The organism is Copranaerobaculum intestinale (assembly GCF_009831105.1).
Lineage (GTDB): Bacteria > Bacillota_I > Bacilli_A > Erysipelotrichales > Erysipelotrichaceae > Copranaerobaculum > Copranaerobaculum intestinale.
On record NZ_WUUQ01000001.1, the window covers coordinates 886,246 to 903,913 of the forward strand.

Annotated in this window: 19 protein-coding genes; 15 read left to right on the plus strand and 4 right to left on the minus strand. The window is 43.0% G+C overall.

Translation table 11 applies throughout. The annotated features are described in order from the left end of the window. The first annotated feature begins 72 nt into the window (after positions 1–72). The 3 genes from GSF08_RS04350 (at position 73) to GSF08_RS04360 (ending at position 2,921) form a co-directional block, all read left to right on the plus strand. The gene (locus GSF08_RS04350; protein WP_160624585.1) at positions 73–867 is read left to right on the plus strand and encodes an N-acetylmuramoyl-L-alanine amidase family protein; all 795 of its coding nucleotides are present in this window, start codon (positions 73–75) and stop codon (positions 865–867) included. Between the two features lie 77 nt (positions 868–944). Beyond that, complete coding sequence (locus tag GSF08_RS04355) at positions 945–1,643, plus strand: Bax inhibitor-1/YccA family protein (protein WP_160624586.1); 699 nt, start codon at positions 945–947, stop codon at positions 1,641–1,643. Between the two features lie 102 nt (positions 1,644–1,745). Next, positions 1,746–2,921, plus strand: coding sequence for an alanyl-tRNA editing protein (locus GSF08_RS04360; protein ID WP_160624587.1), 1,176 nt, complete (start codon positions 1,746–1,748; stop codon positions 2,919–2,921). Positions 2,922–3,031: 110 nt separating this feature from the next. Here GSF08_RS04360 and GSF08_RS04365 read toward each other — a convergent pair whose 3' ends face one another. From GSF08_RS04365 to GSF08_RS04380, 4 genes are all read right to left on the minus strand, one after another. Beyond that, positions 3,032–3,883 carry a GNAT family N-acetyltransferase gene (locus GSF08_RS04365; RefSeq protein ID WP_160624588.1) on the minus strand — a complete coding sequence of 284 codons (852 nt, stop codon included), beginning with the start codon at positions 3,881–3,883 and terminating at the stop codon, positions 3,032–3,034. 40 nt (positions 3,884–3,923) lie between these two features. After that, a complete protein-coding gene (locus GSF08_RS04370) occupies positions 3,924–4,214 on the minus strand; it encodes a hypothetical protein (RefSeq protein WP_160624589.1) in 291 nt (96 codons plus the stop codon). 78 nt (positions 4,215–4,292) lie between these two features. Further along, the gene (locus tag GSF08_RS04375) at positions 4,293–5,921 is read right to left on the minus strand and encodes a Na/Pi cotransporter family protein (protein ID WP_160624590.1); all 1,629 of its coding nucleotides are present in this window, start codon (positions 5,919–5,921) and stop codon (positions 4,293–4,295) included. A 171-nt stretch (positions 5,922–6,092) separates the two neighbouring features. Continuing rightward, positions 6,093–8,186 carry a glutamine synthetase III family protein gene (locus GSF08_RS04380; protein WP_160624591.1) on the minus strand — a complete coding sequence of 698 codons (2,094 nt, stop codon included), beginning with the start codon at positions 8,184–8,186 and terminating at the stop codon, positions 6,093–6,095. A gap of 267 nt (positions 8,187–8,453) precedes the next feature. Here GSF08_RS04380 and GSF08_RS04385 point away from each other — a divergent pair, with 267 nt between their 5' ends. From GSF08_RS04385 to GSF08_RS04440, 12 genes are all read left to right on the plus strand, one after another. Next, positions 8,454–8,786, plus strand: coding sequence for a rubredoxin-like domain-containing protein (locus GSF08_RS04385; RefSeq protein WP_160624592.1), 333 nt, complete (start codon positions 8,454–8,456; stop codon positions 8,784–8,786). Between the two features lie 14 nt (positions 8,787–8,800). After that, positions 8,801–9,337, plus strand: a complete 537-nt coding sequence (gene rbr / locus GSF08_RS04390; protein WP_160624593.1) for a rubrerythrin — start codon at positions 8,801–8,803, stop codon at positions 9,335–9,337. A gap of 197 nt (positions 9,338–9,534) precedes the next feature. Next, positions 9,535–10,932: a TrkH family potassium uptake protein gene (locus GSF08_RS04395; protein WP_160624594.1), complete on the plus strand. Its 1,398-nt coding sequence runs from the start codon at positions 9,535–9,537 to the stop codon at positions 10,930–10,932. A gap of 11 nt (positions 10,933–10,943) precedes the next feature. Then, entirely contained in the window at positions 10,944–11,621 is a 678-nt protein-coding gene (locus tag GSF08_RS04400; protein WP_160624595.1) for a potassium channel family protein, read from the plus strand. A gap of 83 nt (positions 11,622–11,704) precedes the next feature. Next, entirely contained in the window at positions 11,705–12,013 is a 309-nt protein-coding gene (locus GSF08_RS04405) for a DUF1805 domain-containing protein (RefSeq protein ID WP_160624596.1), read from the plus strand. Further along, positions 11,997–12,692, plus strand: coding sequence for a sporulation protein YunB (yunB, locus tag GSF08_RS04410; protein ID WP_160624597.1), 696 nt, complete (start codon positions 11,997–11,999; stop codon positions 12,690–12,692). The genes GSF08_RS04405 and yunB overlap by 17 nt, the downstream gene beginning before the upstream one ends. A 55-nt stretch (positions 12,693–12,747) precedes the next feature. Continuing rightward, positions 12,748–13,233 (plus strand): thioredoxin family protein, encoded by a 486-nt coding sequence (locus GSF08_RS04415; RefSeq protein WP_160624598.1) that lies wholly within the window; start codon positions 12,748–12,750, stop codon positions 13,231–13,233. Between the two features lie 142 nt (positions 13,234–13,375). Then, the gene (locus GSF08_RS04420; protein ID WP_249805872.1) at positions 13,376–14,266 is read left to right on the plus strand and encodes a tyrosine-type recombinase/integrase; all 891 of its coding nucleotides are present in this window, start codon (positions 13,376–13,378) and stop codon (positions 14,264–14,266) included. 475 nt (positions 14,267–14,741) lie between these two features. After that, positions 14,742–15,551: a LytTR family transcriptional regulator DNA-binding domain-containing protein gene (locus GSF08_RS04425; RefSeq protein WP_160624599.1), complete on the plus strand. Its 810-nt coding sequence runs from the start codon at positions 14,742–14,744 to the stop codon at positions 15,549–15,551. Between the two features lie 12 nt (positions 15,552–15,563). Then, a complete protein-coding gene (locus tag GSF08_RS04430; protein ID WP_160624600.1) occupies positions 15,564–15,743 on the plus strand; it encodes a hypothetical protein in 180 nt (59 codons plus the stop codon). An 18-nt stretch (positions 15,744–15,761) separates the two neighbouring features. After that, a complete protein-coding gene (locus tag GSF08_RS04435) occupies positions 15,762–17,441 on the plus strand; it encodes an EAL domain-containing protein (protein WP_160624601.1) in 1,680 nt (559 codons plus the stop codon). Further along, complete coding sequence (locus tag GSF08_RS04440; protein ID WP_160624602.1) at positions 17,438–17,596, plus strand: hypothetical protein; 159 nt, start codon at positions 17,438–17,440, stop codon at positions 17,594–17,596. Before GSF08_RS04435 ends, GSF08_RS04440 begins: the two co-directional genes overlap by 4 nt. Positions 17,597–17,668 lie beyond the last annotated feature (72 nt).

A 17,668-nucleotide genomic window follows, 5' to 3' on the forward strand; every position in this document is an offset into this window, starting at 1 on the left:
GAAATTTTGTGAAATCACATATTTACTGGTAATCGGGTATGAATTATAGGATAATGATACAACGGTGATGAAATGGCTACTAAAAAAATGACTGCGAAACGAAAAGCTCTCTTAAAGAAACGAAGACGTCAGCGGCGGTTTCGGATTTTTTTGTTATGTACCGGAGCAGTGCTGCTGCTGTCACTGAGCAGTTATTTGGTGTATGAAGTATACCATATGATTTTCCCTGCGGAAACAGCAGGGAAGCCGGTGCCCCAGAATGTATCGGTGCGGGATAAGAAAAGCATCGGTATCGTTGTGCTTGATCCTGGCCACGGTGGTTATGATGGCGGCGCCGAAGGAGTCAATGGAATCCTGGAAAAAGATGTGACCTTGAATATAGCACTGAAGATGAAACAACAGCTGGAATCTCAGCATGTCACGGTGATCCTGACGCGTGACAGTGATGAAGTGAGCTGGCCCAGTATCGAAATCAGTGATTTGACGGCCCGTACCAATATCGCCAATGAAAGCGGCGGCGATCTGTTCGTATCGCTGCATACAAATTCCAGTGAAGTTATGAATGATGGTTCCAGCGGCACAGAGATTTGGACGATGATGATCAATAATATGAATATATCGCTGGCTAATCATTTAGAACAGCAGCTGGAAACTTTGAATTATACAACGAACCGGGGAGTCAAGGATGAAAGTGAACGGCCGCTCGCTGTGTTGCAAAAAAATTATTTGCCGGCAGTATTGGTTGAGATGGGTTTTCTCAGTGACAATGAGGATTGTGCATATTTATCATCAAAAAGCGGGCAGACTGCCATTGCCAAGGCATTGTCTCAAGGAATTATCGAAACGCTGCAAGAAAATAAAAAATAATCTTGCATTTTTATGAAATTGATATATAATTTTATCAATTTATTGTATACTATTATCATACATGAGGAGGTATAGCTATGTATTCTAATCCGGATATTGATGTGCAAAGCAGCGGTACAACTCTGTCACAGCACGTTTATAAAACCTTCGGTCTTATGTTTATCGGACTGATGGTTACGTTCTTAACTTCGTATTTGCTTTATCAGACCAATCTGGTGTATTACATCATCGGCTCTTACACCATGCTTTCATTGGTGATATTAGTGGTTCAGCTGGGTGTTGTGTTTTCGCTCGTAAGACGTCTTCATTCAATGTCGATCACTTCAGCAAGAGTTATGTTCTTAGCGTATTCTATATTAACTGGTATTTCATTCTCGGTGTTAGGTCTGATCTATGATGCCGGCAGTATTTACCTGGCATTTGGTGTTACGGCTGTATTCTTCGGCGCATTGTCAGTGATCGGTTTTACAACAAAACTGAATATGTCAAAGTTTGCACCGGTTTTATTTATTGGATTGATTATGCTGGTCATTGTAAATGTTATGGGAATCTTCTTTGATTTCAGCGGTATGGAACGGATCATCTGTTCAGCAGGAATTCTATTGTTTACCGGTATTACCGTTTATGACACACAGAAGATGAAAGCACTGTATATGGCAAACCAAGGCGATGAAGAAATGCTGAGCCGTCTTTCTATTTATTCCGCATTTGATCTGTATTTGGATTTCATCAACATCTTTATTTACATTCTGCGGATGCTTGGCAATCGCGATTAATCTCTATCAAGCAGAGTTCTTCTTCGGAAGAACTTTTTTAATTCTTACTGCTTTTTTCGATTGTCCGGTTTATAATAGAAGAAAATGCAGGAGGTTATGGGGATGTACAATTTGAATTATGATGATTGGATGAAGCTTTCAGCCGATAGTGAAGTATTAGAGGTTACGGAATCAGAAGGGAAATATTGGCATCGATTTCGTGATACAGTATTCTTTGCAGAAGGCGGCGGAATGGTCAGCGATACAGGAACGATCAACGATTTGACCGTTCGGGATTTGAAAACTGATGATCAGGAGCAGGTGTGGCATTTATTGGATGAAAAACTGGAAGGCAGTGTTCATATGGAAGTTGATGAATGGCAGCGCCGCAGTAAGGTTCAGATACATACGGCTGGTCATTTGATCAGCGCGGTTGCCGGTAAATTGTATCAGGTGGTAACCGCAAGCTTTTCAAACAGCGATGAGGAAAGTATTGAGGAACTCACCTTTACTACCTGCGATAATGCGATTTTAAAAGAGCTGGAGGCTGTATGCAACAGCTATATTCGGGATGATCTGCCGATTGAAATTCGTTATCCCAGCCATGAGGAAGCAATTCGGCACATTCATGAGGATGAGGAAATTGACCGCGATCATCTGCGGGCAGTGCTGATCGGTGATATTGATTATAGTTTCTGCGGCTGTATTCATGTCCCAAGCTTAGGGAAAATTCAAGCGATTAAGTTTCTGGGATTTGAGAAAACAACCCGCGGCTATAAGCTGCGTTATGTCTGCGGTGAGCAGCTGCTTCAGATGTACGGACTGCATTATCAGGCGTTAAGTGACAGTGCGAAAAGCTTGGGAGTAGCGCAGCTGAATTTAAAGGCGGGTATTGACAAGCTCCACAGCGAAGTAAAGGCATCTAAAAACGAAGCGAATAATTGGAAACAGCAGGTGATTGAACTGAAAGCAAAAATCATGCATGAAGAAGCTGCGCTGCCTTGCCTGTTTCATGAATTTGATGACATGGATATCAAAACGTTCCAAAGCTTCTGTTCCTACTTTGTGAGAACCTATGAGCACGGCATCTTCTTTCTATGTAAAGCTGAAGATCGCTGTCATGTGATGATCTCCCACAGCAAGTCCTTTACCTATCCATGTAATGAATTATTTAAGAAATTATCAGCTGAGCATGGTTTAAGAGGCGGCGGTAATCCATCCATGGCGCAGGGCGGCGGAGAATACAGCGAAGCGTTGGTCAATGCCTTGAAGGCACTTTGCGATGAACAAAATCAGTAGAAAAATCAGCGGATGCCGCTGGTTTTTTCTATCCAATTACGATTAAGAGCTTGGCCTGCTTATCAGACATCCAACACATTGCTTGAAATACACAGGGAATCACATTTTAATCAGATTAATATATAGCTTTTATGCTCTTTTATGATTTGAAAGCCAAATGATTCATAGAGATGGAGAGCACGTGTATTTGCCGCATCAACAATTAATTCAATCACTTGTGGATTGAACGTATTACATAACGTAAAGAGCGCATGGCTTAAGAGAATATGACCCAGCCCTTGATTTTGAAAACGCTCGTCTATGCCGATCATTTCAATAATTGCCGATTCATGAGAAGGATGCTTTAAAACGATAAAACCGCATATTGAAGAATCTTTATGATATAGCTGAACGATACGGTTATTATCATTTAAAATTTCCTCCCCGCTGATATAAAGAGTACCCATGGTATGCCTGAACATTTTCACAAAGCTCATCTTTTCTGTATTGATAATGGATCGAATACTCGATGACAGACGGCAAGTCTTACATTGATCACGGTTGATCTGCATTCTATATTCATCACCCTGATCAACTGCACCGTGTTTCATCAATAGCTCTGCTAAGCCTTTATTTGCTCCTTCAAAATAGAAATAAAGCGTTTTTAAAGGGAGAACGTTTAAGAAGCATGACAAAAGTACATCAGCGTTTGCTTGCATACCAAAACGTGTTAAAAAGGGTCCTGATACATCGATTCGGTTTTGGTTGGGCACTTGAAAGCCAAATACAATATCTAACAGCTTATCGTTTTCAAACGCACCAAGAAAGGGATGTCCCTGGTCATACAGCCATGTGATTTCTTTTTCAATATCTGAATATGTTTGATAGCAGTACAGTGAAGCAGTGCTGGCATCCTGACTATGGATATAAATGAAGTGTATTACAGTTGTCAGCTCTGCCGGCTGCGGTTTTCTTATTTTCATACCTTCTCCTTAAAAAAAGCACATCTCGGTGAGGATGTGCCTACTGATTCAAATTTTCCAGAACATATTTACAGAGCTTCGGCAGATTGCCGTCATTCTCCAGGGTGATGACCTTTTTCAATCCGGTGATATTCAAGGAAGCTGTTTTCAGTCCGTTTTCATCGACACGGATCGTAAATGTACCGGTATGATCTTCGTAGAACATATCCAATGAATACGTAGTAACAGTACCGGTTGTTTCTTGGTTTTTTAAATAGCACTTACATGCTTCTTTGTTTTTTAGAATCAGTTTTACGGCATTGGCGCCGCTGCTTGGAATAGATTTACTCATATCGTAACACCGCCTTTTTCTTATTATAGCATGTTCAAAGGAAGTTGTATGAAAAAAGGATATGATTTCTCAAATCCTTTATTCTCCTTCTAAAGCATACCGGGCGTGGTAACATTCCTGAGTGATGTTTAAAATGTGATCGAAAATACGTTCAATATCGGTCATGATTTCACTGTAAATAACACAGTTGTCAGCGGAGCACTCTTTATGCATCAATCGGGAGATTTGACGCTGACGATATTTATAAGTCAATACATCGCTGGTTTCTTCGGCTTTCTGAATCGTGTCCAGCACCTGTTCATCTTTTACAAAATCAGCCTTGAACAGATTTTCCAAGCTGTCATCTATCAGCTGGTGAAGCTCGCGCAGTTCTTCCAGGGCTGCTTCATTCAGCTCTTTATGCAAATCGTAATTGGAGGCATACTGACCGATGTTCAACGCGTGGTCGCCGATTCGCTCAATATCACAGGATACTTTAAAGAGGGCGTTGCAGATTTGGGAATCGCGCAGATTCATGCCCATACTGGATGCTTTCTCTACAAAATGGGTAATCTCGTAATTGAGATGATTGATCGTTTCTTCCATTTCGTTGATACTTTCCAGATGATCTTTATCTTTTATCAGGATGGATTCAAAGGCATCATCCAGGTTGGTTTTAGTGAAGTGAAGCATAGCAGCGATCTCATTACGCAAGGAGGAAATGGCAACGGCTAAGGAACCGATTGTCATATCGTTCAATAGTGCAAGCTTATAGCCCATCGGTTTTTCATTGTCATGAAGCGGCAGGATTTTTCGGGATAATTCAGCCAGCTTTGCGCCGAAGGGGAGCAGAAGCAGGGTAGTCGTAATATTGAAAATCGTATGTGCGTTGGCAATCTGAGATGCTGCATTGCCCGAGATAGAACGAATGAAATCCGCATAAGGCACCATCATCGCAGCTGTCACAAAGATGACGGTACCGATGATATTGAAGGATAGGTGTATGATCGTGGTACGCTTTGCGTTGCGGTTCGCGTTTAAAGAAGCCAAAACGGCGGTGATGCACGTACCGATATTCTGTCCGAATAATACGAAGATCGCGCTTTCCAAGGGAATCACTCCGGACATTGCCAATGCCTGCAAAATACCTACTGAAGCAGAGGAGCTCTGAATCAGGGCAGTAAAACCCGCACCGGCCAGGATGCCGATCAACGGATTCGAAAAGGTTGTCATCAAATGAATAAACGCTTCGTTGTCGCGCAGCGGAATCATCGCATCGCTCATCATGCCCATACCGATGAACAATATACCGAGTCCGCCGATAATCTCACCGATGCAGTTTATTTTTTTGTTTTTCATAAAGGTAACCATACATACTCCGGCAATCGCAATAATAGAAGCGATTTTACTGACATCCAAGGCTATCAGCTGACCGGTTATCGTAGTACCGACATTGGCACCCATAATCAGCCATACTGCCTGTTCCAAGCTCATCAAAGAGCTGTTGACAAAACCGACAACCATGACCGTCATCGCCGATGAGCTTTGAATCGCCGCAGTGACCAAAGCGCCTACTGCTACGCCGATAAAACGGTTGCTGGTGAGCTTCTCCAGAATCTGCTTCATACGATTTCCGGCGGCGATTTCCAGTCCCTCACTCATCATGTGCATGCCGTATAAAAACAGGGCCAACCCGCCGATCAGCATGGTAATATTTTGAAAACTCATACCTTCATTCCTCCGTGATCCTATCCATTGTATAGAAAGTATAAAGAATAAAGAAAGGAAGCGCAATTCCAGAATTGTTAAGATTTTGTTAAAAAATAGAAATCTTTTCGTTAATATAAGCATGTCAGCTGATGAATCAAAGAAAAAGCCGCAGGTCATGCGGCAGTAACGCTAATTGACAGATGTCAGCAGATCTTCATAACTTGGCACCGGATAATTCTCATAGGAAATGCTTTCTTCAATCTCATCAATGATATCCCGCAGCGACTTCAGTGCCGGAACTACTTCATCATTCATGTGCCGAGCAATTTCACGATTGGCAGTTAATGGCCGGGCATCTAAATTTTTGTGCTTCAGCACATGGTATTGATCGTTGAATTTATCCAACAGCTTCAGAAGCTTATTAATTTTCTTTTCATAAAAGAGATGTGGCTTCGGCAGTGACTGTAATGCATCGCTGTAGAATTTGATTTCCTTGATGAGCCCGGGAAGCAGACACTTCTTAGATACATCAAGCAGGGTCTTTACCTCTACCCGTACACTGTTGATGAATTCCTCATAGAGAATTTCCGAACGGGCTTCCAGCTCATGTTGCTTATAGACACCGTTGTTTTGGAAGACATCCACGGCCTTGGCTGCGGTTAAGGAAGGAATGGTATCGATGTAACAGGAAATATTCGGCAGACCTCGCTTTTTTGCTTCAATCATCCAAGCTTGGGAGTAACCGTCACCGCTGAATAAAATGCGGTGATGCTGTTTCATGATGCGGCGACAGATCTGTAAAGACTGGCGGCGGATATCATCGATGTATTTATAGTCCTTCAGCTCATCGGCAATTTCACCCAATGCGTCTGCGACGATCGTATTCAGTACGGTGTTGGTGGTAGCTGCCGAACGGGAGCTACCAACCATCCGAAATTCAAATTTATTGCCGGTGAAAGCAAACGGTGAAGTACGATTGCGATCACTTGTATCCTTTGGCACATCAGCCAGTGAAACGAGTGATATCGCGGTACTTTCATTGTCTTTCAGAGATCCCTTTTCCTGTTTGTCTAAGCGCATCAATACATCCTCAAGATAGGAACCCATGCAGATGCTGATGACAGCCGGCGGAGCTTCATGACCGCCTAAACGATAATCGTTGTTGTAGCAGGAGGCAGCCATGCGCAGCAGTTCGGGAAAAGTATCCACCGCCTTGATAACGGCACAGACAAACAATAGAAAACGAATATTTTCATGCGGCCGCTCACCCGGCTCAAGCAGATTTTGACCGTCATCGGTCACCAAAGACCAGTTGTTGTGTTTACCCGAGCCGTTCACACCCTGAAACGGTTTTTCATGAAGCAGACAGCTCATTTCATGCTTATCGGCAGTGGTACGCAAAATATCCATGATGATCTGATTCTGATCGACAGCGATATTGGCCTGGGCGAACAGCGGAGCGATTTCAAACTGACATGGGGCAGCTTCATTATGCTCAGTCTTGGCATAAATGCCCAGCTTCCACAGCTCCTCATCCACTTCCTTCATGAACGCGGCGACTCGACGGGGAATCGAACCGAAGTAATGATCCGCGACACCCTGCCCGTTTGGCGGCATACTGCCAAACAGCGTCCGTCCGCAGTGCTGTAAATCCATACGCTGTTCAAACAGCTTCTTATCGATTAGGAAATATTCCTGTTCCAGTCCCACCATCGGATGAACCTGACGGATATCTTTATCCTTAAACAAATTGACAATGCGGGTTGCCTGCTTGGAAATCGCATCGATCGATTTTAACAGCGGCGCTTTTTTGTCGAGCGTATCGCCGTTGTAGGAAACGAAGATTGTCGGAATACAGAGTACATTATCACGGATGAATGCGGGAGATGTGCAGTCCCAGTATGTATAGCCGCGGGCTTCAAAGGTAGCGCGCAGGCCTCCCGATGGAAAGGAAGAGGCATCTCCTTCACCCTTGATCAGATTCTTTCCGGAGAAGCGAGAGATCGCTTGTGCATATTCGCCCGGCTCCACAAAACTGTCATGTTTTTCTGCGGTAGAACCGGTCATCGGCTGAAACCAGTGAGTAAAATGGGTAACTCCCTTTTCCATTGCCCAAGCCTTCATCGCATGGGCAATGGCATCGGCAGTATTCAAATCGAGTGCGTCATCCTTGCGTGTCGCCGTTTTCCATTTTTTATAAATGGGATAAGGCAGGGTTTCCTTCATAACATTTTCACTGAATAAATGCTTACCGAAATCGTCAAATGGGTGATGAGTTGTCATATTATTTCCTCCAATATAGGAATATTGTACATTTTTCATAAAAAAAGTCCATATTATATAGTAAAATTTTCAAATTAACATTTAAAACTTAAAAAATATTACTGTTTTTTGCATTAAAAATAAGAAAATAGGCTTAAATCTTAATTTTTTATCATATACTTCATATGAAGATGAAAATCCGGTTATAAATTGTTGTAAATAACGTGCAATTTTGGTAAATTAAGGGTACAATAAACACGAACAAAGTTCAAAAGGAGGACCTTATCAATGAAGCTATGGAAATGCAGTATCTGCGGTTATGTTCATGAAGGTGAAACCGCTCCGGCCGTATGTCCGAAGTGCAATGCCCCGCAGGACAAATTTGTGCTGATGGATGAATCAGCCGCTGAGAAGATTTACCGCAGTGACAAAACGAATGATCTTCAGATGAAGCTGATTACGCTGGCGATGGAAATGAATGCAGTGGCAGAAGCCGGTATCAAGGATAATCTGGATCCGATGTGCGTCCATGTATTTGAGTATGCGAAGAAAGCTGCCTGGGAAGTAAAACAGATGGCAAAAGCTGAAATCGCTGGTCATGTTGGTAAAGGAAAATTCTAGGAGGGAGATTTCATATGAACTTAAAAGGAACAAAGACAGAACAGAATTTGATGCAGGCATTTGCCGGGGAGAGCCAGGCGCATACAAAATATCAGTATTATGCATCAAAAGCGAAGAAGGACGGCTATGTTCAAATTGCCAATATCTTCGAACAGACATCTAAAAATGAAAAGGAGCATGCTAAGCTGTGGTTCAAGCTGCTGCATGACGGTATGCCGGATACATTGTGTAATCTGAAGGATGCCGCTGCCGGTGAAAATTATGAATGGACCGACATGTATGCCAACATGGCTAAAGAAGCTAGAGAAGAAGGCTTCGATGATATCGCCGCGACGATGGACGGAGTTGCCGCTATTGAAAAAACACATGAACAGCGCTATGTCGCATTATTAAACAATATCGAAGACGGTGCGGTATTCAGCAAGGATGAAGAGACGGTTTGGGAATGCCTGAACTGCGGTCATCTGCACGTTGGCAAGAATGCTCCGGAGATTTGTCCGGTATGTAATCATCCGCAGTCATACTTCGAAGTGCGTGAAGAGAATTACTAAGATAATCAAAACGATGACAAAGGGATGCAAGCTGCATCTCTTTTGTTTTCTTTGATGGGTTGTAATCGCTTACATAAATTGGCCGGATAAAAACGCAGGAATTCTGATAAAATATCATTGTAAAAATAATAGAAACGAGTACAATGGATTGTGAACATCGTGAATTCGTAAGGATTCGTTAAGTGAGGGTAAAATGTATGGGTAAGCGTATTTTACATGCGTTATCTTTTAATAGACTATCGCCGGCGCAGAAGATTGCGAGCAGTTTCCTGTTTGTGATTTTATGCGGTGCGGTTTCGCTGACGCTGCCGATCTGCAACAGCGACGGCAAATTTTTTCCATTTATCGATGCCTTGTTTACCGCGACCAGCGCGACCTGCGTAACGGGCTTGGTGACTGCTTATACGGCGGACCAATTTAATATACTCGGTCAGATTGTCATCATTGTAATGATTCAAATCGGCGGTCTAGGACTGATGACGCTGATGGCAATTGTAATCAGTAAAGTTAGAAATCGTATCACGATGCATGATAAAATCGTGATGAAAGAAATGCTGAATCAAGATAGTGTATTCAATATGCGTACCTTTTTATACGATATCCTAAAATATACAGCTTTGTTTGAAGGAATCGGAATGGTGTTTTTGGCTTTCCGCATGATACCGGAATATGGAATCGCTCAGGGACTGTTCAATTCGATGTTTCTGTCAATCAGCGCATTCTGTAATGCGGGCTTTGATAATATCGGGCGGGTGTCCTTGGGGAATTATATCGGCGATCCGCTTGTAAATATCGTGATAATGTCCTTGATCATACTCGGCGGCGTTGGTTTCGCTGTCTGGTTTGATATCCGAGATAAAATTCGCCCTTTTTTGAAACGCAAAATTACTTTTAAACGGATGGTGCGCTCATTGGGTCTGCATACTAAATTGGTATTGATCGTAACCGCTATTTTGATCTTCGGCGGAACCCTTCTGATTTTTATCACCGAGTATAACAATCCTCAGTCTATGGCTCATATGAGTCTGGGAGATAAAGTATGGGCATCGCTGTTTCAGTCGGTTACCCTTCGAACCGCAGGCTTTGCGACAATGGATCTTTCTGGTTACCATCTCTCCTCTAAGTTTATGATGGTCATTTGGATGTTTATCGGCGGATCGCCCGGCGGTACTGCCGGCGGTATCAAGACCACGACGATTGCGATCTTTCTGATCTTTATTTTCCGAAATTTGCGGGGCCGTGACACGACGACCCTTATGAAGCGAAGCATCGATCACCATATCGTTGTGAGAGCGATGACGATCATCACCATCAACGGCATCACCTTGATCACCGGTATCTATTTGCTTACGATATGTATGCCTCATATTCATCTGATTGATTTGGTTTTTGAAGCAGCTTCGGCAATGGCGACGGTAGGATTAACGCTGGGTATCACCATGTCGCTTAATACCGCTGCTAAATTGATTATTATATTATTAATGTTTACCGGCCGTATCGGCATCACGACCTTTCTTGTTTCTTTCACGAAGCACGGCGGTCATAAAGCAGGTAAATCGATTGTTTACCCAAGCGGACATATTATTGTCGGATAGGAGAAAGTATTATGAAACGTTTGTCTCAGCAGCAGTTTGCGGTTTTAGGTTTGGGCATCTTCGGATCAACCGTTGCGAAAACTCTGAGTGAATATAATTGTGAGGTTCTGGCAATCGATAAGGATCTGAAATGTGTAGACCGTGTAGCGGAATATGTCACGCAGGCAATTCAAAGCGATATTACCGATAAGGAGCAGCTGCGCTTAGCGGGAGTACAGGATTGTGATGTGGCGATTGTTGCGACCGGCTCTCATCTGGAAGAAAGCGTCATGGCAATCATTAACCTGAAGGAACTGGGTGTTCCCTATATCATCGCTAAGGCTAAGAATAAACGCTATATGCAGATTTTCAGCCGAGTTGGTGCGGATCGCGTCGTACGCCCGGAAAAGGAAATGGGTGAGCAGGTTGCCAAAAGCATTCTGAGCCGAAATATCATCGATATGATCGATATTGACAGTGAATTCAGTATTCTGGAGGTAAAGGCTCCGCAGAAATGGGTAGGACGTTCTTTAAAGGAACTGGATGTGCGCAATCGCTATGGGGTGAACGTCATCGGTATCCGTAAGCATGCCGATCTGCGACTGAGTATTTCTCCGGATGCCGATTATGTTATTGAGGCAGAGGATCACATGATGGTGATTGCTGATGTGAAAACACTCGAGAAGTGTGAATTCTTAAATAAAGTTTAGGATGGAGAAATCCATCTTTTATTTTACATTCATGCAAGTTTCTCGTGAATAAAGAATACACTGTAATTACAGGGAGGCGCATCATGGTCGAAATAAAAACAATCCATATTCAAGGAAACAGCTTCATCGGCATTTTGTTGAAGCTGCCGAAAAATATGATTTATATGATTACTTCCACCCGCTGTATTCTGGCTGGGGAACAGTTTGATATAAATTACTTCAATCGGGTCAAAAAGCAAAGCCGGATCGTATTGGTGGAGGACTGCGATGACTTTGAGGATTTGCTGACTTCACGAGTGGTGAAAATATCCGATGCGGCAAAAGCGCTGGGGGTGCAGGAAGGCATGAGCGGCGAGGCAGCACTCGTGATTCTCAATGAGAATCAACAGTAAGCGCATCAGCAGAAGCAAGATTAAACGCAACCGGCTGATGATAATCGCAATCGCAGTTATGCTGATATTGGGATTTGGATTAAGCCGTATCAATCATTATCTGGAGCCGCGGCTTCGCGCGGAAGCGAAAACGCAGGTCAATATCGCAATCAACAATCTAGTGACCAAGGTGCTTGCCAATATTGATTATAACCGGGATGATCTGGTGCGTATTACCTCTGATCATGACGGTAATGTCAGTCAGGTGGAATACGATACACTGAAACTGAATCAAATACTTTATGCATCATTAGATACAATTGATGATTCCTTACAGGCGGCACAGGAAGGGAAAAAAGATCCGATCACGGATCGGGTGTTCTTTCATGAGGGGATTGTCTATGAACTCCCCCTTGGTTATCTAACTCATATTTCAATGCTGTCCGATGTCGGACCGACCTTGCCGATTCGGATGAAAATTCTAAATCATGTGAACGGAGAAATCAAAACCATCAGTGAACCCTATGGAATGAACAATACCCTGCTGAAGATTGTTCTGCAGGTGCGGATCGAAGCGCAGGCGATCACGGTGCTTAATGTCAATGATATATCCGTTGTATCAGAAATACCCTTAGTGATTCAGCTGGTAAATGGCGATATACCCAATTTTGCGCCGTTCACCGCATCCTCTATGAAATAAACCACTTTTACGTTTGACAGGAAGCATGCTATAATGGCCGTATGAGGTGAAGAAGATGAAAAAAATGCTGATTCTTGGGGCTGTTATCATGATGACATTGGCCGGAGGATGTTCTAAAGAGGATAAAGCCGCTCCAGCTAAAACGGTATTTGACTTACAGCAGATCACTTTTGAAGAGCTAGATAAAGAATTGACGAATAAAGGCAGTATGGTTGTCTATTTCGGTTGGATCGAAAACTGCACCGATTCCAAGAATTTTCAAAAAAATTATCTGAATAAGCATTTGAACAGTAATCAGGATTTCCAAGCGATCAAGGTGGTCAATTTGGATAAGGAGCTGCCCGATGCGTTAGAAAACCGTGATGAACGAGCAGGGATAAAAGCCAAGTATGATGTAGAATATTCGCCGACACTGGTTTACTATATTGATGGCAAGGCTGTCAGCAAGCTGGAATGGACGCCGGATACTACTGATAAAAAAACCGGAATCATGAAATCCCGGCTGGATGAATTTTTTAAGGACTGCGGATATTTGGATTAAAAAGGAAAACCTTCTGACACAGTATTCTAACGGATACTGAAAAGGGAGGTTTTTTTATTTGGCTCGATCAGAGAAGCAATTTGTTTACAGGATTTCCCAATACAATAATTCCCAATGAAAAATGACGGATGGAAATGCTAAGATGAAAGAAAAAGGGAAAGGAAATCAGGAAACGATGAAGAAGAACGTATTGGATAGGAATATTATGAACCGGTATCAGAAATATCTGTATGGGGAAGAGCGAAGCGAAGCTACCATAAAGAAATATATGAGAGATATCGAACATTTTTATGAATATCTGCCGGCAGCGAAGGTTGTAACGAAGGAACTGCTAGTCGCATATAAGCGAAGCTTAACAGATATCTATAAAGTAAGCAGTATCAATAGCATGCTGGTTGCGCTCAACGGCCTCTTAAGCTATATGGGGGTTGGACATCTGAAGCTTAAGCTGCTGAAGGTTCAGAAGAAGGTATTTCATATGGAAGACAGGGAGCTCAAGAAAGCAGAATACAAAAGGCTGCTGGAGACAGCTTTGAAAAAAGATAATAAAAGATTATATATGCTGATCCAGACGATCTGCGGAACCGGGATCCGTGTATCCGAGCATCGCTTTATCACGGTGGAGAGCTTGAAGGAGGGGCAGGTAATGGTAAGCAATAAGGGGAAGAGTCGAATTATCTTTATCCAAAAGAAGCTGAGAAGACTCCTATTGGAATACTGTCGGGAGGCGAAGATCGAACGGGGATCGATCTTTATCACGAAAAACGGAAGACCGATGGATCGCTCAAACATCTGGAGTGCGATGAAGCAGCTCTGTGAGGAAGCGGGAGTTGAACGAAGGAAAGTTTTTCCGCATAATCTGCGGCACCTCTTTGCATATACCTATTATGGACTATACAAGGATGTAGTGCGGCTGGCTGACATCTTGGGCCATTCGAGTATTGAGACGACAAGAATCTATACGATGAGCAGCGGAAAGGAATGCCAGCGGTCGTTAATGAGGATGGGCTTGGTCGATCTGATAAAAACATAAAAAAAACGATTTGAAGGAAACGGTGAGAAAATGAGCAGCGTTACCACATAATGTGTATTATGTGGTCAAACGCCGTAAGCTTATTAAAAAACCGCAATAAACGGAGGCTGATTATCGCAACTATTTGTAAATATTTAATATATGTGAGAAATGTAACCGTTTTACATGTTTTATCTTACCATGTTACTTTTTCTTCAACAACGAATATTGGTAAATAACGAAATATGTTGGGGAAATCATATAAATCACATAAAATCACACAGATCATCACGCTTATGTATACGAAAAAAAGGCATGATCATGCCGCAAACAGACGATTTGTCAGAAATATACTGCCAATATAAGTAAAAAAACAAGATATCTGAAATGACATCCGATGGTGATGTTTTTTTGTATGTCAAAAGGATCAGGAATATGCTCGTTACCACATAATACACATTATGTGGTAAGAGAGAATAAAGGGAAAGGGAATGACATGGACAAAAAGAGTATTGAACAATGTCTTGCGCTAAGTAAGGAAGTGATGATCCGGCACTTTCATGGGGATAATGAGTTTGCTGTATCACATATGCATAAAAACTGTATCTGGATCGGTTCATGTGCCAGTGAATTCTATCAGGGGAAGGATACCATCGCTGCGGTCTTGCGCCAGGAAGCAGCCGATCTGCCGCAGGTAGAGCTGTCGGCCTTCGAATATATGTGTGTATCGCAGGATGTACATGACTGTACCGTAACGGGCAGACACGTCGGAAGGACACGGTTAGATTCCGGAGAGCTGTATCGGGACATGCAGCGAGTCACATTTGTGTGGAAAAAGGAAAAGGATGAATATCGGATCATGCATATTCATGTATCAAATCCAATGAACAATTTGAAAGAGGGAGAGGTGTTTCCCCACCGAATGGGGAAGTATGCAAAGGAATATCTGAACATGCTGGTGAGCCGAGAGGTGGAAAAGAACGGAACGATCACGGTCAAGGATCAGCAGAATCGGTTTCATATCATCCAAATCAGCGATATCTTGTATTTTGAAGCATTCAATATGAATTGTATCCTGCATCTGAAGAACGATGATGATGTATTCGGAAGGATCACGCTGCTGGAGGTGGAGAAACAGATTCAAAAAAAGAATGCTGATATGTTCAAGCGGGTACATAAGAGTTACTTAGTTAATAAGTATCATACAGCAGCTTTAAAGCGTTATGAGATAACAATGAGCAATCAAGAACAAATTCCGGTATCTCAGAAACGCTATAACGAGGTGAGAAAATGGCTCCATCAATAAGGGGGGATGATATTGAAGCAAGGAAGTCGATACGAAATAGGACAAAGCTATTCACATGAGGAATATCGAAACGCGGGTGTGGCTCACATAAAGCAGGGGAATGGTCGCTGTGAATATTATCATAAGGGTAAATTGATTAGTGAGGAAGCAGCGGAAGAGCTGGTAAGGAGCTATCAGAAAAAGCTGAAATAAAGAGAGGGGTGATGGAATGTGGAACAATCACCAAAAACCGAATTGGACGATTTGAACGAAGCGTTGATTGACGGCTGGATGATTGATCATGAACCGAAGGTACTGATCGAAAAGCTGGCTGAGACATGTACATGGATCAGTGCGGGCAGGGAGGAAATACTCACCGGGAAAAAAGCAATCATTACGTATTTGGAAGCGATGGCAGAAGAAAAGACAAAACGGCCCCTAAAGCGCGGCAGTTATACGGTGATCCTGGCAGAAGCCGGATATGGATTAGTCAGCATCGAATGCCTGCCGATGCGGTATACGATCCTTTGGGTGAAGGAAGGATCAAAATGGCAGATCAGACATCTGCATGATTCGCTGTATATATATGGAGAAACGATGCATGAACGATTGAAGATTGCGGCAAGGACAGATACGGTGACGAAGCTGCATAACCAGCAAGGGTTCTGTGATGCGGTGAGCGAGCTGATGAAAGCGCATGATAAGCGATATGCGCTGATCAAGTTTGGAATCAAGGATTTCCGCTATATCAATCAGCGATACGGCTATGCCAAGGGAGAAGCGGTTTTACAGAATATCGGAAAAAATCTGCAAAAAACATGTGAAGCAGATGAGACATGCGGACATATTGAAAAGGATATCTTTGCGATGCTGTATCGATATCACGGAAAACAGGATATGGCAAGGCGGATGGAAGAAGTGCGGCACAAGCTGTTGGATAAGCATCTGTTGTATGAGCTGGGGATCGAGATTGATTTCATCGCAGGAATATACACGATACCGAAGGGAATGCAGGAGCATGTGAAGGATATGCTGGATAAGGCGCTGATGGCGCAGCAGCAGGTGAGCCGGCAGCAGATTGGAAGCCACTACCGATATTACGAGGAAAGCGTAATGCGGAAGCAGTATCAGCATCAGCAGCTCATACAATATGCACCGACCGCAATGAAAAAAGATGAATTCTTGTTGTATATACAGCCGCAGTTCTCGATTAGTTGTGGAAAAATTGTAGCGGGTGAAGCGCTGTGCCGCTGGAAGAGCAGGGACGGAACATTCATCCCGCCGGATGAATTCATACCGTTATTTGAAGAATATGGACTGATCTGCGCATTTGATTTCTACATGTTAAAGAAGCTGTGTGAAAAGATGAAGGCATGGATGGAGCGGGGAAGAATCATTACCCCGATTTCGATCAATCAGTCACGGCTGCATATTGATAAGAAAGACTATATTGAACGCTTCTGTAAGGTGGTAGATCACTATGAGATACCGCATAGCTATATAGCATTTGAACTGACGGAGTCGGCGTTCGTGGAACAGTATGAGAAGATGATTCGTTTGGCAGGAGAGCTGCATCGCCAAGGGTTCCAATTAGCAATCGATGATTTCGGAACAGGCTTTGCGAGTTTGAATCTGCTGAGCGTAGTATCTGCGGATATCTTGAAGGTAGATAAAAGCCTATTGGACAGCATTCATACGAAACGGGGAAGAACTGTATTGGAGAAAGTGATCGAGCTGGCACATCAAATGGAAATGACAGTAATCTGTGAAGGAATTGAGGAGGAAACTCAGCTGAAGGAACTGAAAGAGCTGAAGTGCGACATCGGTCAGGGATATTTGATGGGAAGACCAATTCCGGCTGAAGCATTCGAGAAGCGTTGGATAGAAGGAAATGAGGAAGCAAAGGGATGAAGCTGTTTAAGCGAAAAGAGAAAAAGCAAAAGAAAGATGAGCGCTATATTGAAGTGAGAAGCGGGGAGAAAGATATACGGAAATATCCGAGAGATATGATGTTGATGGATCGGGTGAAGCGAGAAAGAAGTGAGGAGAATGAGAGCGAAAATTGAAGGGAAGAAGCTGGAATGGAATGAAGACGGATGAGAAACGGATAAAGAAGCAGAAAGAAGGAGGAATGGTGT

Bases quoted from the DNA above. Each gene is read 5' to 3' on its own strand.
- GSF08_RS04400 (WP_160624595.1), top strand. From the start codon at position 10,944: ATGAAACGTTTGTCTCAGCAGCAGTTTGCGGTTTTAGGTTTGGGCATC.
- GSF08_RS04440 (WP_160624602.1), top strand. From the start codon at position 17,438: ATGAAGCTGTTTAAGCGAAAAGAGAAAAAGCAAAAGAAAGATGAGCGC.
- rbr (WP_160624593.1), top strand. From the start codon at position 8,801: ATGAACTTAAAAGGAACAAAGACAGAACAGAATTTGATGCAGGCATTT.
- yunB (WP_160624597.1), top strand. From the start codon at position 11,997: ATGAGAATCAACAGTAAGCGCATCAGCAGAAGCAAGATTAAACGCAAC.
- GSF08_RS04360 (WP_160624587.1), top strand. From the start codon at position 1,746: ATGTACAATTTGAATTATGATGATTGGATGAAGCTTTCAGCCGATAGT.
- GSF08_RS04350 (WP_160624585.1), top strand. From the start codon at position 73: ATGGCTACTAAAAAAATGACTGCGAAACGAAAAGCTCTCTTAAAGAAA.
- GSF08_RS04425 (WP_160624599.1), top strand. From the start codon at position 14,742: ATGGACAAAAAGAGTATTGAACAATGTCTTGCGCTAAGTAAGGAAGTG.
- GSF08_RS04370 (WP_160624589.1), bottom strand. From the start codon at position 4,214: ATGAGTAAATCTATTCCAAGCAGCGGCGCCAATGCCGTAAAACTGATT.
- GSF08_RS04385 (WP_160624592.1), top strand. From the start codon at position 8,454: ATGAAGCTATGGAAATGCAGTATCTGCGGTTATGTTCATGAAGGTGAA.
- GSF08_RS04355 (WP_160624586.1), top strand. From the start codon at position 945: ATGTATTCTAATCCGGATATTGATGTGCAAAGCAGCGGTACAACTCTG.
- GSF08_RS04405 (WP_160624596.1), top strand. From the start codon at position 11,705: ATGGTCGAAATAAAAACAATCCATATTCAAGGAAACAGCTTCATCGGC.
- GSF08_RS04365 (WP_160624588.1), bottom strand. From the start codon at position 3,883: ATGAAAATAAGAAAACCGCAGCCGGCAGAGCTGACAACTGTAATACAC.
- GSF08_RS04380 (WP_160624591.1), bottom strand. From the start codon at position 8,186: ATGACAACTCATCACCCATTTGACGATTTCGGTAAGCATTTATTCAGT.
- GSF08_RS04415 (WP_160624598.1), top strand. From the start codon at position 12,748: ATGAAAAAAATGCTGATTCTTGGGGCTGTTATCATGATGACATTGGCC.
- GSF08_RS04375 (WP_160624590.1), bottom strand. From the start codon at position 5,921: ATGAGTTTTCAAAATATTACCATGCTGATCGGCGGGTTGGCCCTGTTT.
- GSF08_RS04395 (WP_160624594.1), top strand. From the start codon at position 9,535: ATGGGTAAGCGTATTTTACATGCGTTATCTTTTAATAGACTATCGCCG.
- GSF08_RS04420 (WP_249805872.1), top strand. From the start codon at position 13,376: ATGAAAGAAAAAGGGAAAGGAAATCAGGAAACGATGAAGAAGAACGTA.